A 22,192-nucleotide genomic window follows, 5' to 3' on the forward strand; every position below is an offset into this window, starting at 1 on the left:
GATCCGGAACGCGTCCTACGAGACCCTCCGCATGCCGTCCAGCCTTCGAGGCCGATCCTCGGGCAGCGGGAGGCATCCGCGGCGACGTCGCCGGAGTGGACGTCACGACTCCCCCGGGGTGCCGTAGCGGACGAGGGTGGTGGGCCACCAGTACCAACTGCGGGCGATAATCGACCGATGAGCGCCATCGAACGCCCCATGCCGCCCCTGAACGCCGACGAGCGCATCACGCTCGAGAGCTGGCTCGACTTTCACCGCACCACGCTGGCGATGAAGTGTGAGGGCCTGGACGATGAGCAGGCCGCTGTCGCGCCGGTGCCACCGTCCGGCTTCACCTTGATCGGCCTGGTCCAGCACATGGCGGAGGTGGAGCGGAACTGGTTCCGCCGAGTGTTCGCCGGGGAACAGGCCCCGCCCATCTACGATCCGAAGGCCGACCCGTCTGCCCCCGACGGGGGCTTCGCGCTGGCTGAGGGCGCAACCCTGGGGGACGCCCTCGCCACCTGGCACACGGAGACGGCCCGATCCCGCGAGCTCTGCGCCGAGCGTGCTCTGACCGACACCGGCTGCTTCATGGAGCAGCCCGTCAGCCTCCGCTGGATCTATGTCCACATGATCGAGGAGTACGCCCGCCACAACGGCCACGCCGACCTGCTTCGGGAACGCATCGACGGCACCACCGGCGTGTAGCTCCGGATCAGGCAGCCCCGAACGCCCCACCTGCCCTGGCGCGCCGCAAGGTCTTCACCACCTTGAGGAGCGCACTGGGGCCGGGCCCACCCTCGCAGGTGAGCGCCCGCGCAGGCTGACACCGGTCATGCGAATCTCGACGCGCTCGACAGGCGCCGGCCCGACCTGCTCGTGAAGCTGCACTTCCAGACTTCCAGGACTCCCAGGACTTCAAGCTGCCTGTCGAGTTCCAGGTGCCGAAGCTGCCCGACGACGTGACCGGGCAGGACCGGGGCAACAGCGGGGTCTGTCTCCAGGAGCGTTGCGAGATGCAGATCCTCGACTCGTACGGTGTGGACAAGCTCGCGAACAACGAGGCGGGGGCGATCTACCACAAGAAGGCCGCCGACCTCAACGCCTCCACTGCGCCGCAGACTTGGCAGAGTACGACATCACTTTCCACACCATGAACGACGTCCTGAAGACCGAGTGGGGCTTCGACGGCTTCGTGGTCAGCGACTACACCGGGGTCACGGAACTCATCGCCCACGGCTGCGCGGAGGACGGCGCGGACGCGGCACGTATCGCTCTCGATGCGGGTCTGGACATGGAGATGATCTCCACCCATGTCGTCGACCACGGCACGGAACTTCTCGCACAGGGCCGCATCACGATGGACTCTGTTCAGCGTCCCTTGGACCGGTTGGCTCAGGCAGTCCGGCGCGCCTCGGCCGCCGTGGGGGCCGTCGGTGGAGGATCGGTGGGGCGGCGACCTCGGGAAGGGTCGCCCGGCACTGCCGCCCCATCGACGAAGAGGCCCGGCCATGAAACTGTTCGACGACCCGCCGTTCCAGTCCCTCGCCGACCGGGCACTGGAACGTATCAAAGACCGCACCCTCGGCATCTCACCCAAGACCGCGACGTGAGCGCCACTCCGCGCGAAGGCGTGCCGGGCGGCAGTCGCTACGGCGAGGCCGTCTTCCGTCCCGAACAGGCGGGCGAGGGCGAGCGCATCGACTTCGGCGCCCTCGCCTACGACGACATCACCATGGCGCGCCTGCGGGCACTCGGGGTCGGCCCGGGGTGGCGCTGCCTCGACGTGGGTGCAGGCACGGGCACGGTATCCCGCCGGCTGCTGGACGAGGCCGGGGTGGCAAGTGTGCTTGCCGTGGACCGCGACGTACGTTTTCTCAGCGCACGGCCCGTGCCCGGGCTCGACTTGCTGGAAGCCGACATCACCGCCCCGGACTTCGCCCCCGGCCGGTTCCGGCTCGTCCACGCGCGCTTCGTGTTGATGCACCTACCCGAGCACGACCGTTTGATCACGGCATTGGCCGAACTCGTCGAGCCCGGCGGTGTGCTGGTGCTCAGCGACGCCGTCGATCTGACGAGTGACCGGACGCCCGACACGCCGTACACCACGCTGATGCGGGCGATGTGGCAGGGACTGCGGGCGACCATCGGGACCGATGTATCGCGGGTTCCGGCGTACCCGCAGCTGCTGCGCGGGGCGGGGTTCGGGTCCGTAGCCGCCGAGATCCATGTTCCGCCGCTGCTGCCGGGCAGCCCCATCAGCCGCTTCTGGGCGGACACTTGGGTACGCAGCAGGGCGGCGATGCTCGGCACCGGCCTGGTCGATGACGCGGCCGTCGACGCGGCAGTGCGGTACCTGGACTCCGACCAATGCGCCGCTCTGTCAGCCGGCATGCTCACCGCCTGGGGATGGAAACCCGAGGAAGGTCCGCGATGACCCGCCGCCACTGACGACCCCGAGCAGTGCCTGTCCACCGCCCCCGGCGCGGTGCCCGAACCGGCAGCACCCTCCCCCCGTGCTCCTGCGCCAGAGAAGTCGGCGATCCTCGCGGCGACAGCCAGGCTGCGAATCCTCGGCGGAACCGCCGTGCAAGAGGGCGCCCCGCCCGGTGCAAGCCGGACGGGGCACTATGAACGTGACTCAGGGGAACAGGAGTTGGCCCGCTGCCAGTGCGGACGCCACCGTGCCGCCGACCACCACTGCCGATGCCGCGAACACCGGAACCGTCAGGGTCCAGGTGCGCAGGGCCCGTGAGCGGAGGAGGCGGTCGAGCAGGGCGTCACGACTGCGCAGCACAAGCACTCCGACGCCGGTGAGCGTCACGGCCATACCGACGCCGAACGCGGTCACCATCGCAAGGGCGACAGCCACCTTGCCGGTGAGAAGCCCTGCCAGCAGGACGAGGAACGCGGAGGCAGAGGGCAGTAGACCGCCGGCCGCGCCGAGCAGGACGATCCCCCGCCACGTGAGCAGGGACGGTGCGTCGGGGATGTGGTGACGACTGTGCCCGTGCTCATGGCCACCGCCGTGCCCGTGCCCGTGATCACGGCCGCCGCTGTGCCCGCCTTGGTGATGCGCCTGTGCATGCGCATCGACCTGCCTGCGGTGGCGTCGATGCGTGTACAGCAGACGCACACCGACTCCCATCACCACCAGCGCCGCGACCAGTTGCAGCCATCCCGTGAGCGCCGCGACGTCCGGTGTGCGTTTCGCCATCAGCCACCAGCCGACCGCCAGGACCGCCAGGACCGCCAGGACCGCCACCGAGAACGTGTGCATCACAGCGACGACCCCACCGAGCCACATCGCGTCGCGGGGCCGGCCCCGGCCACCCACGAGATACCCGGCGGCCAGCGACTTGCCGTGCCCGGGCGCACAGGCATGGAGCGCGCCCACGGCCGCAGCCACGAGAAGGAGACTAGTCAGAATTCGTCTGTCAGAGCCAAGATCGAACGACCTTAACCAGGTCGTCCGCAAGAGTTCAGCTGCAAGGAAGCACGCTGCAGCGATCCGCGGCCCGGGCCTGCGACGCGGGGATACGCCTAGCCATTGGTAACGTTAACGTTCACTCTCAAGCAGTGTGCCGACGCCGACAAACCGCCAAAAGACGTACACCGCGGTCCTCAGTCAAAGAACCCGCTGAGCGTCCGCCCCCGGGAAGCGCGTACGTGATGGCGAGCCGCGGTGGCGGCTGCGTCGAGGTCGCCGTTGGTGATCGCCACTCGGCCGGCGGTCCATCCGTGCGCCGCGACGGGTGCGGTCGTGGTCCGATGCGGGGCGCGGTTCAGTATGAGAGCTTGACACGGCGACGGGCTCCCGAGGGAGGCGTGTTCCTGAACTAACGTGTTGCCATGGTGCGTGCCGGTGGTCCCAAGGCCTGTGGTGCGGACAGGTCTGCGGCTTCGGGCCGGTCCCTGGCCCCGCTGCTCGCGGTCTGTGCGGGCTACTTCATGGTCATCCTGGACGTGACCGTCATCAACGTCGCCGTCCCGGTGATGGGGCGGGAACTGTCGGCCTCGCTGACCGGGATCCAGTGGATCACCAACAGCTACACCCTGATCTTCGCCGGCCTGCTGCTTACCGGCGGCGCGCTGGGAGACCGACTGGGCAACCGCCGGATCTTCTGCACCGGTGTGGTGGTGTTCACCGCCGCGTCGGTCGGCTGCGGACTGGCCCGGAGCAGCGGGACCCTGATCGCCGCCCGGCTGGTGGAAGGACTCGGCGCGGCACTGATCGTGCCCGCCTCCCTCGCTCTCCTCCAACAGGCGTACCCCTCACCCGCCGAGCGCTCCCGGGCCTTCGGTCTGTGGGGTTCCATGGCAGGTATCGCCGCCTCTGCCGGCCCCCTCCTGGGCGGCCTCCTGGTCACGACCGTGGGCTGGCGCTGGGTGTTCTTCATCAACCTGCCCGTCGGATGCGTCTGCCTGCTGCTCACGCTGCGGCGCGTGCCCGCTTCGGCCCGGGGCACGGGCCGCCCCGTCGACTGGCCGGCCCAGTGCGCGATCATCGCGACGGTGGCCCTGCTGACCGCCGTGCTGAACGAGGCCGGACGACGTGGCTGGTCGGACCCGCTGATTCTGGCCGGGGCCGGCCTGTGTCTGCTGACAGCCGCCGCGTTCGTCCTGCGCGAGCACCTGGCCCGCACCCCCGTGCTCCCCTTGCGACTGCTGCGCTCCCGCCCGATGAGCGGCGGAGCGGCCATCGGCCTGCTGTTCAACTTCGCCTTCTACGGCATGATCTTCACCGCCAGCCTGTACTTCCAGCATCAGCGCGGCCTGACCGCACTGCGCACCGGGTTCGCCCTCTTCCCCGCGGTGGCCATGACGATGTTCGCCTCTGTCCTGTCCGGGCGACTCGCACGCCGCACCGGGCACCGCCCACTCGTGGTCACCGGCTTGCTCGTTGGTGCGGCGGGGCTGGCCGGCTGGGCCGCGGCCGGCTCGGACCCGGACTACGCGTTGCTCGTGGCGCCGATGATGGCGGCGGGCTTCGGCACGTCCTTCGCCCTCACCGGGGCGACCACCACCGTGATGGCAGCTGCCCCGGACGAGTACTCCGGCACCGCCTCCGCCCTGTTCAACACCACCCGTCAGATCGGCAGTGCCGCAGGCGTCGCGCTGGGAGGCTCCCTGCTGGCGGCCGCAGGCAACTTCACCACCGGGCTGCGGACCAGCATGGCCGTGGGCGCTGCCGGGTACCTGACGGCCGCTGCCCTGGCGCTCTTCTGCATCCCGCGGCGGGCGCACCGCCCCGTCACCGGCTGAACGGCGGCACGCAACGCCATAGAACGATGCTTATGCAGGAGCGCCGTTGTAGCACTTTCGTGACCGGAATTATGGCCTCCGTCACACGCGCATGGCCCACGCCCTGCTGAGGTGATCAGATGCGAAGACCCGCTTCCCTTCTGCCTGTTGTGGCCGCCACCGCCCTGCTCCTCACGGCCTGCGGGACGGAGCGCGCCGGCCCCGGTGACACCGGCGCCGGCGCGGCCGATCCGCCGCCCCGCACGCAGGTCGACGACCCGGGCAAGAACGGCGTACGCATCACGTCGCTGACGCTCCCGTCAGTCTCCCCCTCGCCCACGCGCAGCACGTCCGTCTCCGCCGACAGCCTCGCCGCGGACTCGGGGGTACTCGCAACCTACGAGGTCACCAACAACGGCACCAAGAGCCTGACTTACTCAGTCGTGTTCACCTTCACGAGCAGTGACGGCGGAGCCGTGACCAACCAGACCACGACGGTGCGCGACGTCCGCCCGGGGAAGACCGTGCGGGGCACGGTCCGGGCCGGAGAACTGCCGCCCGCCGCCCCGCGGGTGACGCAGGCCAAGGTCCTCGAAGTGACCACGGTCCCCGCAGGTGAGGCGCCGGCCGAGCCGGGCTCGTGCCCCGCTTCCGGCATCCGGGTCAGCGCCGACAAGGGCGACGCGGCCATGGGACTGCGCGTCGTGGGCCTGCATCTCGACAACTGCGGCAAACGCGACTACACCGTCGACGGCTATCCGCTACTGGAACTTCTTGACGACGACCTCGACCCCGTGGACGGCATCGAGATCCTCGACGGCAGCGGTGACATCACCACCGGCGCCGGGCCCGACGAGCCGCCACGGCCCGTCACACTCAAGCCCGGCGAGTCGGCGACCGCCGGCCTCGTATGGCGCAACACGACCGAGGCCGGTACGGCAGTGAACGTTCCCCATGTGCGGGTCAGGGCGAAGGCCGGTGCCGACCCCGTGACCGTGACCCCGCACCTCGACCTCGGAACCACCGGAAAGCTCGGGGTCAGACCGTGGGAGAAGGCGGCACGCTAGCCTCGCGCGCGGATGCCTCACCCACGCTGCGTGGGCGAATTTGGGAGTAACGCAGTGTGCGGCCCCGGCGCTGGCCGGGCCCGCACACTGCGCTCTCAGGCAGGCAGACAGTCACCGTCCGCCTTAGTAGCCGTAGCCGCCGTAGCCGCCGTCGCCGTAGCCGCCGTAGCCGCCGTAGCCGTAGTCGCCGTAGCCGCCGTAGCCGCCGTAGCCGCCGTAGCCGCCGTAGCCGCCGTAGCCGCCGTAGCCGCCGTAGCCGCGACCGTAGTCGTTGTAGTTGTAGTAGCCGCGGTTGTAGCCACCGTGTCGGTGGTGGCCGTTGTAGCGGCAGCCGTCGTTGTGCCAGCCCCAGCCCCAGCCGCGGTTGTAGCAATCGCTGTAGCCGGAGCCGTGGTTCGAGTGGCTGCCCGTGTTCGCTGACGCCGTCCCGGCCGCGCCGATCGCGGCGCCACCGGCCATCAGAACGCTAGTGGCAGTCACGGCGAAGATACGCTTCACGCGAAGTGCCCGCATGAGACCTTCTCCCTTCCATGCCTCGCGCACCCGAGCGCGAGGTGGATGGCCGCGCACGCCAGACGCACAGGGCGCGCGGTCCATATGACACCGCTTTGGAAATTGAGAAACGCGCCTCGGCCATCCATCGGCCGTGCCGACCGTGTCCGGCTCCACACGCGAGCCCCGCAGCAGCAGTCGCGCTGCCCACCGCGAGAAGACTTCGCCAATGTGGCGCGCTCCGGGTTGCGGCTCTCTCATAAACGCTACTCCGGATCCGCCACACGTCATCTTGAGAAGCCACCGGTCTCGGTTCCGAACCCGGGCCCGGCGCCTCACGGGCCCGCAAATGCACTGGTGGCGCGGCCTTCTGCACATCCACCGGATGCTCCGGCCGCCATGACTGGCACACCCTCACGGCAGGGGACCGATGGGGACTTCCGCGTCCAGGTCGTGGGGGTCCGTCTGACTGCCGGAGTCGCCCACGTCGCTGATGAAGGTGCAGCGAATCTCCTGCCGCGGCGCGAGGTCAGGGGTAGGGGCCACCAGGTCCGCAGTCGCCGCCCACGCCTTTGCCGCCGCTGCCACCGCCCCTGTCGCTGCTGCCGTCGCTGTCGCCGTCGCGCTGGTGACCGCGGCGGGCGTCACGGTCGAAGATGCCCAGGATCTCGCAGGGGCCGCCTTCCGCGCCGATGGCGTGCGGGAGCATGGTGGGGAACTCCGCGGCCTGGTTGGTCTCGATCCGGAAGCGGCGATGGCCCAGCATGAGGGTCGCGGTGCCGGACAGCACGACGAGCCATTCCCGGCCTGGGTGTGCGCGCATGCGTGAGGGGTTGTCCGGGGGCGGTTCGGTCATCCGCTGACGCATGACGCTTATTCCCGGGTCGCCTTTGACGGGCCAACGCATCAGGCCGTGGGCGGCGTCGATCCTCGGGCTGATGATGACGTCGTCGGACGCGGTCTCCACGAGCTGGTCCAAAGACGTGTCGAGCACGCGGGCGAGAGTGACCAGCTGGTCCAGAGCGAGGCGGCGCTGGCCGTTCTCGATGCGGGAGAGCGTGGACTGGCTGACGTTGGCACGGGTGGCCAGTTCCTCCAGGGACCAGCCCTGTGCCACGCGCAGGGCGCGGATGCGTTTGCGTACGAGGCTGTCCAGCTCGCCATCATTTTGCGTCATAGGCAACATCGTATGCCTGTGATGCAAGCAAGGATTACGTTCGCCCATGTGGTGACCCGGAAAGGTGGGGTCACGCCTGAGCGAAAGGGTGCGAGGACATGACTGTGACGGCATCTGCATACGCGACCGACGCACTGCCCCGGACGACTGTGGACGCCGTGGTCATCGGCGGCGGTGCCGCGGGGCTGAACGGTGCGCTGATACTCGCCCGCTCCCGCCGCTCGGTCGTCGTGGTCGACAGCGGCACACCCCGCAACGCGCCCGCAGAGGCCATGCACGGCTTCATCGTGCTGGACGGCACCCCGCCCGCCGAGCTGCTCGAGCGAGGCCGGGAACAGGTGCGCCGCTACGGCGGGCGGGTCGTCTTCGGCGAGGTGGTCTCCGCCGAGCCTGCCGCACCCGGCGGCGGGGTCGATCCGCGTTTCACGATCACCCTGGCCGACGGCCGCACCCTGACGGCGCGTCGCGTACTGGTGTCCACCGGGTTGCGGGACGTGCTGCCCGACGTGCCCGGCCTCGCCGAGCACTGGGGGCGCAGCGTGGTGCACTGCCCGTACTGCCACGGCTGGGAGGTGCGCGACGAGCCCATCGGTGTCCTTGCCACCGGTCCCGCCTCGGTGCACCAAGCGGCGCTGTTCCGCCAACTGACCGACGACCTGGTCTACTTCACCCGCGGAACCGAGCTGGACGAGGACACCCGCGCGCGCTTCGCCGCCCGCGCCGTCCGCATCGTCGACATCCCGGTGCGGGAGGCCGTGAAGAGCGAGGACGGCGGCATCGCCGGAGTGCGTCTGACCGACGGCACGTTCGCGGCCCGCCGCATCCTCGCGGTCGTCACCAGGATGCAGGCCCGTACCGAGGGCCTGGACGGGCTGAAGCTGCCGATGGAGGACATGCCCGACAACATGGGCCGCCGCTTCGCCTCCGGCGAGGCCGGCACCACCGAGGTGCCGGGCGTGTGGGTGGCCGGCAACGCCACCGACCTGACCGCCAAGGTCGGCGCTTCCGCCGCGGCAGGCGCCCTGGCCGGCGCCCACATCAACGCCCACCTGGCCACCGCTGACACCGACGCGGCCCTCGCCGCAGCACAGGGCGGCACCACCATCACCGCCTGACACCCGGGGCCCGCACGGGCCGTCGACGGCTGGCAGCGGGCCATGTGGGCAGTGACGCTGCCATGGGTGCCCTGTTCGTCTACATCCTCGCCCGCGGCCCGAGGACCCCAGCTCGTGCCGCCACGACCGTGGACGAGTCGGAGGCCACCGCCGGGGCCTTTTCCACCTGATGTCCGCACTCAATAACGTTCATACTGCCGGTTAATGACGGGAAGTCAGACCCTGCCACCACAGTGCCTGACATCCGCCCCGTCCCGTTCAGTACTCGACCCGCACACAGCTCAACCAGGTCATCTCCTGCAACGACCCCGCCCTGACCGACTTCTGGGCCCAGCGGCGCTGTCGTGCCGACGATCGTGCCGCAACTGCCGCCCGGTGGCCCGTCGCTCAGCCGCAGACCCGCCGAGTGCAACATGGGTGCGGGCCTCGCCCCGGGGGCTGTGTGAGCATGGCGTGCGCATATCAGCGTCGAGCGCCGGGAGGGCTTTGATGGACACACGTGAGCTGGACCATTTGCGCCGGTGCGTCGAGCTGGCCGCCGAGGCACTGGAGGCCGGGGACGAGCCTTTCGGCTCGGTGCTCGTGGACGGTGACGGAACCGTCCGCGCCGAGGACCGCAACCGGGTGGCGGACGGCGACGCCACCCGCCACCCCGAGTTCGAACTCGCCCGCTGGGCAGCCGGGAACCTCTCGCCTCAGGAGCGCGCCGCCGCCACCGTCTACACCTCGGGTGAGCACTGTCCGATGTGCTCGGCCGCGCACGCCTGGGTCGGTCTCGGCCGCATCGTGTACGTGGCGTCTTCGGTCCAGTTGTCCGGGTGGCTCGCCGAATGGGGCCGCCCCCAGGCACCCGTGCGCAGCCTGACCATCCAGGAGGTCGCTCCCTCGGTCGAGGTGGAGGGCCCCGTCGACGAACTCGTGCCCGCCATCAAGGAGTTGCATCGACGCCTGGCACAACAGTCGTCCAACTCCTGACCACCCACACCCGCTCTCCCACCCGCCTGGTCGGCGTCAGGGCCAGCGTCAGGGGCGGGGCCGGGGCCGGGCAGTGACGCGCCCCCGTGCGCCGCTGTCCGGTTCCCGGACCGGCCTCCCTGGAGGCGTTTCCCGGCCGGTCCGGGCCGCGTTGAAGCATCGGTTGGTCAAGTGGCGGGCGGCAGCGACAGCCACTCCTGCCAGGTGATGTCCCGGCCCAGACAGCGGGGCTTCCGGAAGGGCCAGTCGGCGGCGATCCACTCGGGCACGAGCGCGTCGAGCGCGCGCTCCGCCTCGCTGCCGACGAGGTCGTCCACCACCCACCAGGAGATCTCGCCGTCGGAGCCGGTGCGCTCGGGCGGATCGATGTAGACGCAGCCGAGGACCGCTGTCTCTTCCTCGTCCAGCAGCGCGTAGTTGAAGGACTGGTGCGCGGCTATCTCCTTCTCGTGGCGCAACAGGTCGATGCGGTCCTCTTCATAGGTCATCGTCTCGTTCGGCCATGCCCAGGCCGGACCGAAGATCTCCCACAACCGCTTCTGGGAGCCCATCACAGCCGGGTAGTCGAGCGCGGTGTCCGCCTCGCGGATCGGCCGCAGGTGCAGCGCGGTGTGGGGCACGGGCACATGGACGGGGTGGACGAAGTCATCCGGGAGCCAGCTCATGGGAGAGAGGCTACAACCGGCCGACGTGCAGGTGGTCCACACGGCGCAGTTGCTCGCGCGCACCAGGCCTGATCAACATCCGGCACGCAACCCGCCGGCCTGCCGGAGCCTCAATCCGATCGCGGTGTGCTGATGCGCTTCTCGAACCAGTGGTGGGCGTAGGGCTCGTCGTTGAAGGCGGCGACCTCCTGGAAGCCGCACGAGTGGTACAGGCCGATCGCGGCGGTGAGCGCCTTGTTGGTGTCCAGGCGCAGTACATCGCAGCCGTGCTGGGCTGCCCTCTCCTCCAACTCCGTCAGGAACCGGCGGCCGAGACCGAGGCCCCGGGTGCGGGGATCGACCCACATGCGTTTGATCTCGGCCGGGGCGCCGGCCGGCAGCTTCAGACCTGCGCAGCCGACAGGCTCCCCGTGCAGCCGGGCGACCAGGAACACACCGTGCGGCGGCCGGAGTTCGCCCGCGTCGGGCAGCAGGCTCCGCGCGGGGTCGAATCCGGTCTCGAAGCGTTCCCGCACTTCGGCAGTGTAGGACCGCAGGCAGTGCTGGGCGTCCGGGCGGTCCGGGTCGACCACGTCCAGCGTGACCGTCGCGGCCGTCAGCAGCCGGTCGACCTCAGCCATGGCCGCGACCAGCCGGGCGCGCTGGTCGGTGTTGAGCGGCTCCAGGAGAGAGCTGGCCAGTTCGTCGCTACGCCGGTCGAGCACGGCGAACTCCGCGCGGCCCGCATCAGTGAGACGTACAGTGCGTACCCGCCTGTCCTGGGGCTGCGGCTCCACCGTCACCAGGCCGTCCGTCTCCAGGGAGCGCAGCAGGCGGCTGACGTAGCCGGAGTCGAGCCCGAGGCGCTCGCGCAGCCACCGTACGTCCCGGCCTCGCACGCCGATCTCCCAGAGCAGCCGCGCCTCGGCGACGGGCCGGTCGAGGCCCAGATAGTGATCGTGCAGCACGCCCACACGTTCAGTGACCGTGCGGTTGAACCGCCGCACCGCGTCTACCTGCGTCACACCCATACCTCTGACTTTAGTCAGAGAATTGCAATTGAGCCAGTCCTTGCGAACAGGTGGGACACCGCAGGGCCGCTCGTCGCGGAACGGATGCCCTGCACGCCGGACGATGAGTTCCCGCCGTCCCCGAAGTCCTGGCTGACAGACGCTGCGCCGATGAAGGAGAAGCCGTGACGGACGATGTCTGGGCAATCGTGCACGCCGAGCGTACGGCGCTGATCGACGACCTCCCACACCTGAAGGACGATCAGTGGCTGAAGCCGTCGCTCTGTGACGGATGGACCGTGCACGACGTGCTCGCCCACCTGGTCGACACAGCCCGCACCACACGCCTCGGGTTCGTGAAGGACCTGGCCCTCGCACGGTTCGACTTCAACCGCCAGAACACCCGTGGCGTGGAACGTGAACGCCGGAGCACACCACAGGAGACCCTGGAGCGGTTCCGTCAGGTGGCATCGCGCACATCGACCCCTCCGGCACCCCTCGACAGCCGACTCGTCGAAGAAATCGTCCATGGCGAGGACATCCGCCGGCCCCTCGGCCTCACCCGCGCCTACCCCGCACAGGCCGTGGTCAGATCACTCCGCCTTCAGACACGCACCCCGGCGTCCTTCGGGGGCGCCAAGGAGCTGCTGACGCGCACTCAACTCACCGCGATTAACGCCGACTTGACGATCGGAACCGGGCCGGAGGTCAACGGGCCCGCGCTTTCTCTGCTTCTGGCCGTGATGGGGCGCCGGGTGGCACTCGACGATCTCCACGGTCCCGGCGTCGCCACCCTGGCGGAAGGTGCCTGACCCCTCTCCCTCCTATCGGAGTCGCTTTGCGCGCCTGCCTGGAAGAGCACTTCGGCACAAGGCCGGAGACGACCTGCGGGACCAGCGCACACGACCGGCGTCGATCACGGCGGGCAGGCTAACGCAGGCGGGCCCCCCGCCTACGGGGCAACTGAGTACCGGAACGGGTCATTGGCGGCGTAGCCCCCACGGGCGTCCGCTGGGACGGTGGAGACCTGCCTCCCGCAGGAACAGCACCACGCCGATACAGCGAGGAGAAGTCCGCCATGACCGTTACGGCGACGTCGCCGATGCCGGAACTCGACCGCCCCTACGACGGCCTGCCGTCGGACGCCGTGGCGGACTTCGACCGGGACGGGTTCGCGCATCTGCGGAACGTGCTCACGTCCGAGACGATCGCCGCGTACGAGCCGACGATCACCGCGGAGGTGATCCGGCTCAACACCCAGGACCTGCCGCTGGCGGAGCGTGACACCTACGGCAAGGCGTTCCTTCAGGTGACGAACCTGTGGGAACACAACGAGAAGGTGAAGGAGTTGGTGTTCTCCCGGCGTCTCGCGCGAATCGCCGCCGAACTGCTCGGGGTGCCCGCGGTGCGGCTCTATCACGACCAGGCGCTGTACAAGGAGCCGTCCGGCGGCATCACGCCCTGGCACGCCGACCAGTACTACTGGCCCCTGTCCTCCGACCGCTGCCTGACCGTCTGGCTGCCGCTGCAGAAAACCCCCGTGGAGATGGGCCCGCTCGCCTTCGCCCGCGGCAGCCACCACTTCGCGTACGGCCGTGACCTGCCCATCTCCGACGAGTCCGAGGCCCGCCTCAAGCAGACCGTCGGCGAGCAGAACTTCGAGGACGTCGTGGAGCCGTTCGCGCTCGGCGACGCGAGCTTCCACCGGGGGTGGACCTTCCACCACGCGGGGCCCAACCGCGCCACCGTCCCACGCCGCGTCATGACGGTGATCTACGTGGACGCCGGCATCCGCGTCGCCGAGCCCACGAACGACCACCAGGCCGCGGACCGCGGCTGGATGCCCGGCACCGCGATCGGCCAGATCCCGGACACTCCGCTCAACCCCGTGCTGTACGACGCGTGCCGCTGACGGCACCGCAACCCGCATGCGCCCAGGCCGGCGGCCGTCGCCAGCGGCCATCTGCCGTCGCCACTCGGCCCACCCGCCCCACCAGCACCAGCACCAGCACCAGCACCAGCACCAGCACCAGGTATGTTGCCCCGGCACCCGGCCCGACCGTAGGCTGAATGCGCTTTCAGCAACGACGGCGGGCAGCCGGGCACGCCACAGGGTGCCGGGCGAAGGGGCGAGGCGAGACAGCAAGATGACCACTCCCACGGTGTACGACGTAGCCGAACAGGCGGGCGTATCGATCGCGACCGTTTCGCGCGTCTACCGCAACCCCGACGCGGTCCGGGCGGCGACCCGCGACAAGGTCCTGGCCGCGGCACGCGAACTCGGCTACGTGCCGAGCGGCAGTGCCCGGGGGCTCGCCAGCCGCGCGACCGGAGTGCTGGGACTCTGCTTCCCCGACTTCCACGACACCGAGGCGGAGCACGCGCCGGGCGCCGAGGACGCGGAGCTGGTGCTCTACTCGGACCAGGTCATTCGCGGCATGGAGCGTGCGGCGCGGCGCCAGGGCTACGCGCTGCTGATCTCGGCCGCGCACGCCGACCAGGCCGGCCGGCAACTCGCCGAGGTGGCGGGGCGCGTGGACGGTCTGGCCGTGCTCGCGCAGTCGCTGACCGAAGAGGATCTCGACGTCGTGGGGCGCCGGCAGCCCGTCGTCCTGCTGGCCGGAGAGCGGCACGCCGGCTACGACCATGCCGAAGTGGCCAACTTCGACGGTCAGTTGGAGCTGACCCGGCATCTGATCGTCGACCATGGGCTGCGCCGTCTCGCGTTCGCCGGAGGCCCGGCCGACTCACCTGACGGCGAGGCGCGCTTTCGTGGCTTCCAGGCAGCCCATCTGGAGGCCGGACTGCCGTTGCCGAAAACGCCCGACACCAGAGGCGACCTCACCCAGGCCGCGGGCCGCAAGGCCGCGCTGGAGCTCCTCGACCGGGACGAGGCCATGCCCGACGGCCTGGTGTTCGCCAATGACCAGATGGCGGTGGGCGCGCTGCACGCCCTGGAGGCGCGCGGCGTCGCCGTCCCGGACGTCATCGCCGTGACCGGCTTCGACGGGATCCCGCTGAGTCGTCTGGTGCGGCCGACGCTGACGACCGTACGGCAGCCGACCGGGCTCCTGGGCGAGGTGGCCGTGGAGCTGCTGATCGCCCGGCTCCACCAGCGCGACCGGGCGGCCGAGGTACGCGTGCTGCCAGTGACGGTGACACGCCGGGCGAGCTGCGGATGCGCAGGGGAACGCACGGTCTGAGCGGGGCGTAACCGCCTTTTGCCGACTACGCGTTCGCAGATTTCCGCACGTTTACGGAAGCGTTACCTCCAGACCCCTTGAGTCGGTCCGCGTCGTACTACAGGGTCATGTATGCGCTTACGTACAGCGCATACATGAATGTGTTGGAGGGCCCCATGACACGCACCAAGTCCGTCAGCGTCGCCGCGACCGTGGTGGTGACGGCGCTCGCCCTGACCTCCTGCGGAAGCGGCGGGGGCGAGCAGGTGGCAGCGGACAAGAAGCAGACGCTCACGGTGTGGGCCATGGGCGAGGAGGGCACCCGCCTCAAGGCGGTCACCGACGAGTTCACCAAGCAGCACCCGAACATCAAGGTCAAGGTGACCCCGGTGGGCTGGGACGTCGTGCACCAGAAGCTGGTGTCGGCCATCGCCGCCAAGAAGACGCCGGACATGGCGCAGATGGGCTCCACGATGATGGGCGAGTTCATCGCCCTGGACGCCCTGGAGCCGGTGGACACCAAGACGTTCAAGAAGTCCGACTTCTTCCCCGCCACCTGGGACAGCAACGTCAAGGACGGAACCGCGTACGGCGTTCCCTGGTATGCCGACACCCGCGCGCTCTACTACCGCACCGACCTCGCCAAGAAGGCCGGCATCGACAAGGCCCCCAGCACCTGGAAGGAGCAGCAGGCCCTCGCCGCCGCCTACCAGAAGGCGGGCGCCGAGTGGGGCACGGACCTGCAGCCCAGCAGCACCGGCGCCTGGCAGAGCTGGGTGCAGTACCTGTACTCGGCCGGCGGCGAGCTGATCGGTGAGGACGGCAAGCCGGCCCTCGACTCCCCCGCGGCGATACGGGCGTTCACCGAGTGGGCCGGCTACTTCAAGAAGGGTCTGGCCAAGAAGACCTTCACGCCCGGGTACGACGTCACCAAGGACTTCGGCTCCGGCAAGCGCCCGATGTTCCAGTCCGGCCCATGGATGGTGCGTAACATCGCCGACCAGCAGCCGCAGATCAAGGACAAGTACAAGGTCGTGCCCGTCCCGGCGGACAAGACCTCGACCTCCTGGGTCGGCGGTGCCTCCCTCGTCACGTTCAAGAACAGCGCGCACAAGGCGGCGGCCGAGCAGCTGACCCAGTACCTCACCACGCCGAAGACGCAGGCCCAGTGGTACGAGGCGGACAAGGCGCTGCCGGCCAACAAGGCCGCCTGGGACGAGCCCGCCCTCAAGGGCGGCGGCGATTCGCTCGCCACCTTCAAGACCTCGCTCGACACGGCGAAGGCGATCCCGCCGCTGGAGAAGTGGAACGAGTTCGCCGCGGCCGTCGAGGGCGCCCTGGCGAAGATCTCGCAGGGCGCGGACCCGGCGGCGACCGCGAAGGCGCTGCAGAAGACGGCCGAGGGGCTGGTGGGCTGATCCCATGAGCACCACCACCGCACAGGCCGGTACGCCTGGTGCCGGGCCGGACGCAGTGGTGCCGAAGGCCCAGGACGACGGCGCCGGGCCCGACCGGCGCCGTCGGGACCGGCTGTCCCGCCACAATCTGGCCGGCTGGCTGTTCTCCACGCCGTTCCTGGTCCTGTTCCTCACCTTCATGGCCTTCCCCATCGTGGCCACGCTGTTGATGAGCTTCACCGACTTCGGTCTGCGCAACGTCACCGATCCGCTGTCGGCGCAGTTCGTGGGCCTGGACAACTACACGAAGCTGTTCCAGGACGACAAGTTCCTCAAGGCGCTCTTCAACACCGGGTACTTCGTGGTCCTCGGCGTGCCGCTCACCATCGGCAGCGGCCTGGCGGCCGCCGTGCTGCTCAACTCGGGCATCGACCGGCTGCGCACCTTCTTCCGGGTCGGCTTCTACGCGCCGGTCGTCACCGCCATCGTGGCCGTCGCCGTCATCTGGCGCTTCGTCCTCGACCCCAGCGAAGGCCTGATCGCCGGCCTCGGCCACCAACTCGGCGTCCAGACACCGGACTTCCTCGGCTCCGAGACACTCGCGATGCCCTCCCTGATCATGATGGCCGTCTGGCGCAACATGGGCTCGGCCATGGTGCTCTTCCTCGCCGGTCTGCAGGCCATTCCGACGGAGGTGCGCGAGGCTGCACGGATCGACGGCGCGGGGATCTTCCAGGAGTTCCGCAGGATCACGGTGCCGCTGCTGCGGCCCACCATGCTCTACGTCGCCGTCATGACCACGATCGGCTTCCTCAACGTATTCGAGGAGCCGTTCGTGATGACCGACGGCGGCCCGTCGGACAGCACCCTGACGATCTCGCTGCACATGTACCGCGAGGGCTTCGACTTCTTCCACATGGGCTACGCCAGCGCCATGGCGTACGTCCTGTTCGTGATCGTCCTCGCGATCACCACGCTCCAGCTCCGCCTCCTGAAGGACAAGACCTGATGAGCACGACTGAGACCCGGGCCCCGCTCGCGGCCCCGGCGAGCAGGGCGCGGCGGGACCCGGCGGCCCGCGCCCGCCGGACGCTCGTGTACGTCCTGCTCACCCTCGGGCTGATCGTGACGGTCGCGCCGTTCGCGTGGATGGCGCTGTCGTCGTTCAAGACGCAGCGGGAGCTGGGCGCGAGCCCGCCGGTGTGGTTGCCGTCCGAGTGGACGCTGGACAATTTCCGGGAACTGCTCGACCGCATGGACGTGGGGCAGGCGCTCTTCAACTCCCTGCTCGTGGCCGTGTTCGTGACCGTCTGCAATCTGCTGTTCTGCTCGATGCTCGGCTACGCCCTGGCGAAGCTGAACTTCGCCGGGAAGCGGCCGATCTTCGGCATCGTGCTCGGCGCGCTGATGGTGCCCGGCAACCTCATGCTGCTGCCCATGTTCGTGATGATGAGCGCGATGGGGCTGATCGACAGCTACGCCGCACTGATCCTGCCCTTCGCGGCCGGGGCCTTCGGTGTCTTCCTCATGCGGCAGTTCATCCAGGCCATCCCGGACGAGCTGCTCGAGGCGGCGCGGATGGACGGCGCCCGCGAGTGGTACATCTTCTGGCGGATTGTGCTGCCGCTGGTCAAGCCGGCCCTCGCGACGCTGTCGATCTTCGTGTTCCTCGGCTCCTGGAACAACTTCCTGTGGCCGCTGGTCGCCACCAACGACCCGGGCAAGTACACGCTGCCGGTCGCACTCGCCACCTTCGCCACGGACCCGACCCAGGCGGACGGTTCCAACGGCGTCCTGATGGCGGGGGCGTTCCTCGTGGTGCTGCCGGTGCTGCTTGTCTTCGTCCTTCTCCAGCGCTTCTTCACCCAGGGCATCGCCACCGCCGGGCTGAAGTAGCCCTACCCGCCGGCCGGTTCCCGTCCCGTGCCACGGGGGCGGGGACCGGTGAATCCGTACGCCAAGAATGAATGCGCATCCATTCGAGAGGCGGGCCATGTTCACGACCAGGTCACCGAGGAACGCCGAGCTACGCGCCCTGGACCGGGCCTCTCGTCCGGCACAGGACGTCACCCTGCCACCGCCCGCCGCACTGCGCGCCGAGGACGGCACCGGTCATGTGCTCCTGACCTGGGAGCCGGTGCCGGGCGCCCGTGATTACGTGGTACATCGTTCGCCGTTCGCGGAGGGCCCCTACGAGCCCCTGCCCGTACAGCCCCTCCCCCGCCCTTCGTACGCCGACACCCGGGCCGAACCCGGTCGGGGCTACTGGTACAAGATCGCGGCCCTGAGCGACGACGGCACCGGCGCGCTGACCCCGACGCCCGTTCCCGGGTGCGTCAAGGCGCGGGGTATCGCCCTCGCGACCGTGACCGTCACGGTCGACGCCACCGGCACCGCGCCCCCGCACGTCACCGGCGACGGCGCCCAGGCCCTGGTCCGCGCCGTGGCCAGGCACACGGACGACGGCTCGCACGTGCACGTCGTGGTGTGGAACACGGCCGCCGACCGCACCGGTACGTCGTCGGGATCGCCGGCACTCGACCGCACGGCCGATTTGCGGGTGACCGGCCTCGCCCCGGACACCTCGTACGCCGCCTCACTGCACTGCTCGGACGCCGTTCCCACCGATGCCGAGACGGCCTGCGGCGCACTCAGCGACACCCTGCCCAGGGCCCACGACACATCCAGCAGCCTCCTGCCCCACGAGCCGCTCCCGCCGCTGACGACGACACCGGACGGCACCGCGTCCCTGTCGCTCGACGTCCCGCTGCCGGGCCTGCGCTCGCTCCGTCTGTCCCGTATCTGACCACGCCGCACCTCAATGGAAAGAGACCGGATGAAACGCCGCACCTTCCTCGCCACCGCTGCGGGCGCCTCCACCGCCCTCGCTCTCGGCACCGCCACCACGGCCGCCGGCGCCGGCACGGACGCCTTGCTGCGCCGCTGGTTCCGCGACACGTACCGCTCCATCGAGGCCCTGACCACGGACTTCGGTCTGGCCGCGGACACCATGGACGTCACGGCGAGCAGGCTCACGCCGTCCGTCAACACCTCGCCGACCAACATCGGTTGCGGGCAGTGGGCAACGGTCGCGGCCGGCGGGCTCGGGGTCATCAACGCCACGACGATGCACCGCCGCCTCGCCCGCACCGTCACCGCCGTCGAGCGGCTGGAGCGTGCCCACGGCTTCTGGTTCAACTGGTACGACGCCTACACCGGCGAGACCCTCACTTCGTGGCCGGGCAGCGGCGACCCGGTCGACCCGTTCCTGTCGTCGGTCGACAACGCCTGGCTGGTCACGGGCCTGCGGATCGCCGCCGACGCCGACGCGGAGCTGCGCCCGCGCGTGGCACGGCTGCTCGCGGACGCCGACTGGTCGTTCTACTACACGCCGTACGACGCCGCGGATCCGGCGGCCAACCCCGGCCAGCTGCACGGCGGTTACTCCACGGCCACCGAGTCCTTCACCCCGCACTGGTACGGCGCGCTCAACACCGAACCACGCATGGCCAGTTACCTGGGTATCGCCGATGGCTCGCTGCCCGGCGAGCACTATTGGCACACCTTCCGCACGCTGGAGCCGGGCGCCGAGCAGGACCAGCAGCCCGAGGGTGAGTGGGTCACGGTCGACGGTGTACGGCTGTGGCGCGGGCACTACACGTACCGGGGCCGCACGATCGTCCCCTCCTGGGGCGGGTCGATGTTCGAGGCGCTGATGGTGCCGCTGTTCGTGCCGGAGGCGGCGTGGTCCCCGGGCGCGTGGGGGCTCAACCACCAGCACTACGTGCGCAGTCAGATCGAGCACGGCATGGTCGAGGAGGCGTACGGCTACTGGGGCTTCTCGCCCGCCGACATTCCCGCGGGCGGCTATGCCACGTACGGCGTGGACGCCCTCGGCATGGCGGTCGACGGCTACGCCTCCGGGGGCGTGGTCACTCCGCACGCGTCCTTCCTCGCGATGCCGTTCGCGCGCCACGAGGCGGTCACCAACCTAGTGCGCATCGCCCAGGACTTCGGGGCGTATGAGGACGGCCTGGGCTTCCGCGACTCGGTCGACGTGCACACGGGCCGGGTCAGCGACTACATGCTCGCGCTGGACCAGGGCATGATCGCGGCGGCGCTCGCCCAGGTGCTCAAGCCGGGCCTGCTGCAAGGCCCGTTCCGCAGCGGAGGGTTCGCCCGGCGCGTTCGGCCACTGCTGGCGAAGGAGAACTTCGGGCTATGACGGATCCGAGACACGGGCAGGGCCGCCGCCCCAACATCATCCTGATGATGACCGACGACCATGCCGTGCCTGCCATCGGCGCCTACGGCAGTGTCATCAACCGGACCCCTGCGGTGGACCGGCTCGCGGCTGAGGGCATGCGGTTCGACAACGCCTTCTGTACGAACTCGATCTGCTCGCCCGCCCGGGCGACGCTCCTCACCGGCGCGTACAGCCATGTGCACGGCATGACGACGCTGGAGCAGCCAGGGCAGAAGTTCGACGCGCGTCAGCCGTCGTTCCCCGCGATGTTGCAGGCGGCGGGCTATCAGACGGCGATCGTCGGCAAGTGGCATCTGGGGCACGGTGGCGTCAGTGACCCGTGCGGCTTCGACCACTGGGAGATCCTGCCGGAGCACGGGCGGTACCACGACCCGACGTTCCTGACTGCCGACGGTGAGCACGAGTACAGCGGGTACGTCACCGACATCATCACCGACCTGGCCCTGAACTGGCTGGACCGGCGGGACCCGGAGCGGCCGTTCGCGCTGCTGATCCAGCACAAGGCGCCTCACCGCGCCTTCGAGCCGGCCGAGCGCCATCGTCACCTGTACGAGCACGAGGAAATTCCGGCCCCGGCCACGCTCCACGACGACTACGCGAACCGGTCGGGCGCGGCGGCCGAGGCCCGGATGCGGATGTCCGATCTGCTGCCGCAGGACCTCAAGATGCCGGTGCCCGAGGGTCTTTCGGAGCGGGAGGAGCGGGAGTGGCGCTATCAGCGCTACATCAAGGAGTATCTGCGGGTGATCGCGGGGCTCGATGAGAACGTGGGCCGTGTCCTGCACTATCTCGATGTCGGCGGGCTGACGGACGACACTGTGGTCGCGTACACCTCCGACCACGGTTTCTATCTGGGTGAACACGGCTGGTTCGACAAGCGGTTCATGTACGAGCCGTCGCTGCGCATCCCGTTGGTCGTGCGCTGGCCGGGGGTGGTGGAGCCGGGGTCGTCGTGCGTCGAGCTGGTGGCGAACGTCGACTACGCGCAGACGATCCTCGACGTGGCCGACGTGCCCGCGCACGAGCGGATGCAGGGCAGCAGTCTGCTGCCGCTGCTGCGGGGCGAGCGCCCGGAGGACTGGCGTGACGCGGTCTACTACCGCTACTTCGAGCATCTGGACGTGTGCCATGGCGTGCAGGCCAACTACGGGATCCGCACCCGCACGCACAAGCTGATTCATTACCCGGGCCACGGTTCGGGGCAGGTCGGGGCGTCGCCTCAGACGTGTGCGCCGCAGTGGGAGCTGTTCGATCTGGAGCGGGATCCGGACGAGTTGCACAACCGGTACGACGACCCCGAGTACGCACAGATCGTCGAGGACCTCACGGCGCGGCTCACCGCGCTGCAACTGCACTACCTGGACACACCGGAGCACGTGAGCGCCGAGGAGCCGCGATGACGCAGCAGTCCGCGCCGATCGCCGGCGCCTCCGCTGCGCGGCGCAGAACTGTCCTGGGCGGCCTGGGCGCAGGGGTGGCCCTGGCGGCGGCCTGCGGGTCGCTGAACTCCGCGGCGGCAGCCGGTGAGGCCTCGCCGTCGGGCGACGGCTGCCCTGCCTCGGTCACGTACCGCGACAAGCAGGTCCTCGTCGGCGCCGGCGCCGGCTGACGCCGTCGACGCACGAGGGGGCCGCACCGCC

General features: G+C 69.8%; 21 protein-coding genes and 2 pseudogenes. 18 read left to right on the top strand and 5 right to left on the bottom strand.

Annotated features, from left to right (window positions below):
• Positions 1-177: 177 nt before the first annotated feature.
• The 4 genes and pseudogenes from OG456_RS48750 to OG456_RS48760 all read left to right on the top strand — a co-directional run bounded on the left by OG456_RS48750 (position 178) and on the right by OG456_RS48760 (position 2,419).
• Positions 178-690 (top strand): DinB family protein, encoded by a 513-nt coding sequence (locus OG456_RS48750; protein ID WP_266571529.1) that lies wholly within the window; start codon positions 178-180, stop codon positions 688-690.
• 203 nt (positions 691-893) lie between these two features.
• Positions 894-1,129: pseudogene (locus OG456_RS50750) on the top strand (family 16 glycoside hydrolase); the annotation flags it as partial.
• 6 nt (positions 1,130-1,135) lie between these two features.
• A pseudogene (locus tag OG456_RS50755) lies at positions 1,136-1,318 on the top strand (glycoside hydrolase family 3 N-terminal domain-containing protein); the annotation flags it as partial.
• A 273-nt stretch (positions 1,319-1,591) separates the two neighbouring features.
• Entirely contained in the window at positions 1,592-2,419 is an 828-nt protein-coding gene (locus tag OG456_RS48760) for a class I SAM-dependent methyltransferase (RefSeq protein ID WP_266571803.1), read from the top strand.
• Between the two features lie 204 nt (positions 2,420-2,623).
• Here OG456_RS48760 and OG456_RS48765 read toward each other — a convergent pair whose 3' ends face one another.
• Positions 2,624-3,391: a hypothetical protein gene (locus OG456_RS48765; protein ID WP_266571530.1), complete on the bottom strand. Its 768-nt coding sequence runs from the start codon at positions 3,389-3,391 to the stop codon at positions 2,624-2,626.
• A gap of 443 nt (positions 3,392-3,834) precedes the next feature.
• Here OG456_RS48765 and OG456_RS48770 point away from each other — a divergent pair, with 443 nt between their 5' ends.
• Positions 3,835-5,247, top strand: coding sequence for an MFS transporter (locus tag OG456_RS48770; RefSeq protein WP_266571531.1), 1,413 nt, complete (start codon positions 3,835-3,837; stop codon positions 5,245-5,247).
• 119 nt (positions 5,248-5,366) lie between these two features.
• Positions 5,367-6,293 (top strand): DUF4232 domain-containing protein, encoded by a 927-nt coding sequence (locus OG456_RS48775; RefSeq protein ID WP_266571532.1) that lies wholly within the window; start codon positions 5,367-5,369, stop codon positions 6,291-6,293.
• 123 nt (positions 6,294-6,416) lie between these two features.
• Here OG456_RS48775 and OG456_RS48780 read toward each other — a convergent pair whose 3' ends face one another.
• Positions 6,417-6,773 (bottom strand): hypothetical protein, encoded by a 357-nt coding sequence (locus OG456_RS48780; RefSeq protein WP_266571533.1) that lies wholly within the window; start codon positions 6,771-6,773, stop codon positions 6,417-6,419.
• Positions 6,774-7,314: 541 nt separating this feature from the next.
• Positions 7,315-7,962: a helix-turn-helix domain-containing protein gene (locus OG456_RS48785; RefSeq protein WP_266571534.1), complete on the bottom strand. Its 648-nt coding sequence runs from the start codon at positions 7,960-7,962 to the stop codon at positions 7,315-7,317.
• Between the two features lie 98 nt (positions 7,963-8,060).
• Here OG456_RS48785 and OG456_RS48790 point away from each other — a divergent pair, with 98 nt between their 5' ends.
• Positions 8,061-9,077, top strand: a complete 1,017-nt coding sequence (locus OG456_RS48790; protein WP_266571535.1) for an NAD(P)/FAD-dependent oxidoreductase — start codon at positions 8,061-8,063, stop codon at positions 9,075-9,077.
• A 489-nt stretch (positions 9,078-9,566) separates the two neighbouring features.
• On the top strand, positions 9,567-10,052 hold the full coding sequence (locus OG456_RS48795) for a nucleoside deaminase (protein WP_266571536.1): 486 nt from the start codon (positions 9,567-9,569) through the stop codon (positions 10,050-10,052).
• 167 nt (positions 10,053-10,219) lie between these two features.
• Here the strand turns inward: OG456_RS48795 and OG456_RS48800 are convergent, their stop codons facing one another.
• Both OG456_RS48800 and OG456_RS48805 read right to left on the bottom strand, forming a co-directional pair.
• On the bottom strand, positions 10,220-10,717 hold the full coding sequence (locus OG456_RS48800; RefSeq protein WP_266571537.1) for a GNAT family N-acetyltransferase: 498 nt from the start codon (positions 10,715-10,717) through the stop codon (positions 10,220-10,222).
• Positions 10,718-10,827: 110 nt separating this feature from the next.
• Entirely contained in the window at positions 10,828-11,727 is a 900-nt protein-coding gene (locus OG456_RS48805) for a helix-turn-helix domain-containing GNAT family N-acetyltransferase (RefSeq protein ID WP_266571538.1), read from the bottom strand.
• 164 nt (positions 11,728-11,891) lie between these two features.
• Between OG456_RS48805 and OG456_RS48810 the strand changes: the two genes are divergently transcribed.
• The 10 genes from OG456_RS48810 (at position 11,892) to OG456_RS48855 (ending at position 22,161) form a co-directional block, all read left to right on the top strand.
• Complete coding sequence (locus tag OG456_RS48810; protein ID WP_266571539.1) at positions 11,892-12,518, top strand: maleylpyruvate isomerase family mycothiol-dependent enzyme; 627 nt, start codon at positions 11,892-11,894, stop codon at positions 12,516-12,518.
• A gap of 266 nt (positions 12,519-12,784) precedes the next feature.
• Positions 12,785-13,618, top strand: a complete 834-nt coding sequence (locus OG456_RS48815; protein ID WP_266571540.1) for a phytanoyl-CoA dioxygenase family protein — start codon at positions 12,785-12,787, stop codon at positions 13,616-13,618.
• A 235-nt stretch (positions 13,619-13,853) separates the two neighbouring features.
• On the top strand, positions 13,854-14,909 hold the full coding sequence (locus OG456_RS48820) for a LacI family DNA-binding transcriptional regulator (RefSeq protein WP_266571541.1): 1,056 nt from the start codon (positions 13,854-13,856) through the stop codon (positions 14,907-14,909).
• 155 nt (positions 14,910-15,064) lie between these two features.
• Positions 15,065-16,306: an extracellular solute-binding protein gene (locus OG456_RS48825; protein ID WP_266571542.1), complete on the top strand. Its 1,242-nt coding sequence runs from the start codon at positions 15,065-15,067 to the stop codon at positions 16,304-16,306.
• Positions 16,307-16,310: 4 nt separating this feature from the next.
• Positions 16,311-17,294: a carbohydrate ABC transporter permease gene (locus OG456_RS48830; RefSeq protein WP_266571543.1), complete on the top strand. Its 984-nt coding sequence runs from the start codon at positions 16,311-16,313 to the stop codon at positions 17,292-17,294.
• Complete coding sequence (locus tag OG456_RS48835) at positions 17,294-18,181, top strand: carbohydrate ABC transporter permease (protein ID WP_266571544.1); 888 nt, start codon at positions 17,294-17,296, stop codon at positions 18,179-18,181. Before OG456_RS48830 ends, OG456_RS48835 begins: the two co-directional genes overlap by 1 nt.
• 97 nt (positions 18,182-18,278) lie before the next feature.
• The gene (locus tag OG456_RS48840) at positions 18,279-19,091 is read left to right on the top strand and encodes a fibronectin type III domain-containing protein (protein WP_266571545.1); all 813 of its coding nucleotides are present in this window, start codon (positions 18,279-18,281) and stop codon (positions 19,089-19,091) included.
• Positions 19,092-19,121: 30 nt separating this feature from the next.
• Positions 19,122-20,510: a glucoamylase family protein gene (locus tag OG456_RS48845; RefSeq protein WP_266571546.1), complete on the top strand. Its 1,389-nt coding sequence runs from the start codon at positions 19,122-19,124 to the stop codon at positions 20,508-20,510.
• Positions 20,507-21,952, top strand: coding sequence for a sulfatase (locus tag OG456_RS48850; RefSeq protein WP_266571547.1), 1,446 nt, complete (start codon positions 20,507-20,509; stop codon positions 21,950-21,952). The genes OG456_RS48845 and OG456_RS48850 overlap by 4 nt, the downstream gene beginning before the upstream one ends.
• Positions 21,949-22,161, top strand: a complete 213-nt coding sequence (locus OG456_RS48855) for a hypothetical protein (protein ID WP_266571548.1) — start codon at positions 21,949-21,951, stop codon at positions 22,159-22,161. Before OG456_RS48850 ends, OG456_RS48855 begins: the two co-directional genes overlap by 4 nt.
• The last annotated feature ends 31 nt before the right edge of the window (positions 22,162-22,192 follow it).

Source organism: Streptomyces sp. NBC_01446 (genome assembly GCF_026340095.1).
GTDB classification, from domain to species: Bacteria; Actinomycetota; Actinomycetes; order Streptomycetales; family Streptomycetaceae; genus Streptomyces; species Streptomyces aureus.

What these genes read in the sequence shown, in the direction of transcription:
- OG456_RS48750 (WP_266571529.1), top strand. Translation starts at nt 178, where the DNA reads ATGAGCGCCATCGAACGCCCCATGCCGCCCCTGAACGCCGACGAGCGC.
- OG456_RS48770 (WP_266571531.1), top strand. Translation starts at nt 3,835, where the DNA reads ATGGTGCGTGCCGGTGGTCCCAAGGCCTGTGGTGCGGACAGGTCTGCG.
- OG456_RS48775 (WP_266571532.1), top strand. Translation starts at nt 5,367, where the DNA reads ATGCGAAGACCCGCTTCCCTTCTGCCTGTTGTGGCCGCCACCGCCCTG.
- OG456_RS48785 (WP_266571534.1), bottom strand. Translation starts at nt 7,962, where the DNA reads ATGACGCAAAATGATGGCGAGCTGGACAGCCTCGTACGCAAACGCATC.
- OG456_RS48790 (WP_266571535.1), top strand. Translation starts at nt 8,061, where the DNA reads ATGACTGTGACGGCATCTGCATACGCGACCGACGCACTGCCCCGGACG.
- OG456_RS48795 (WP_266571536.1), top strand. Translation starts at nt 9,567, where the DNA reads ATGGACACACGTGAGCTGGACCATTTGCGCCGGTGCGTCGAGCTGGCC.
- OG456_RS48800 (WP_266571537.1), bottom strand. Translation starts at nt 10,717, where the DNA reads ATGAGCTGGCTCCCGGATGACTTCGTCCACCCCGTCCATGTGCCCGTG.
- OG456_RS48805 (WP_266571538.1), bottom strand. Translation starts at nt 11,727, where the DNA reads ATGGGTGTGACGCAGGTAGACGCGGTGCGGCGGTTCAACCGCACGGTC.
- OG456_RS48815 (WP_266571540.1), top strand. Translation starts at nt 12,785, where the DNA reads ATGACCGTTACGGCGACGTCGCCGATGCCGGAACTCGACCGCCCCTAC.
- OG456_RS48820 (WP_266571541.1), top strand. Translation starts at nt 13,854, where the DNA reads ATGACCACTCCCACGGTGTACGACGTAGCCGAACAGGCGGGCGTATCG.
- OG456_RS48825 (WP_266571542.1), top strand. Translation starts at nt 15,065, where the DNA reads ATGACACGCACCAAGTCCGTCAGCGTCGCCGCGACCGTGGTGGTGACG.
- OG456_RS48830 (WP_266571543.1), top strand. Translation starts at nt 16,311, where the DNA reads ATGAGCACCACCACCGCACAGGCCGGTACGCCTGGTGCCGGGCCGGAC.
- OG456_RS48835 (WP_266571544.1), top strand. Translation starts at nt 17,294, where the DNA reads ATGAGCACGACTGAGACCCGGGCCCCGCTCGCGGCCCCGGCGAGCAGG.
- OG456_RS48840 (WP_266571545.1), top strand. Translation starts at nt 18,279, where the DNA reads ATGTTCACGACCAGGTCACCGAGGAACGCCGAGCTACGCGCCCTGGAC.
- OG456_RS48845 (WP_266571546.1), top strand. Translation starts at nt 19,122, where the DNA reads ATGAAACGCCGCACCTTCCTCGCCACCGCTGCGGGCGCCTCCACCGCC.
- OG456_RS48850 (WP_266571547.1), top strand. Translation starts at nt 20,507, where the DNA reads ATGACGGATCCGAGACACGGGCAGGGCCGCCGCCCCAACATCATCCTG.
- OG456_RS48855 (WP_266571548.1), top strand. Translation starts at nt 21,949, where the DNA reads ATGACGCAGCAGTCCGCGCCGATCGCCGGCGCCTCCGCTGCGCGGCGC.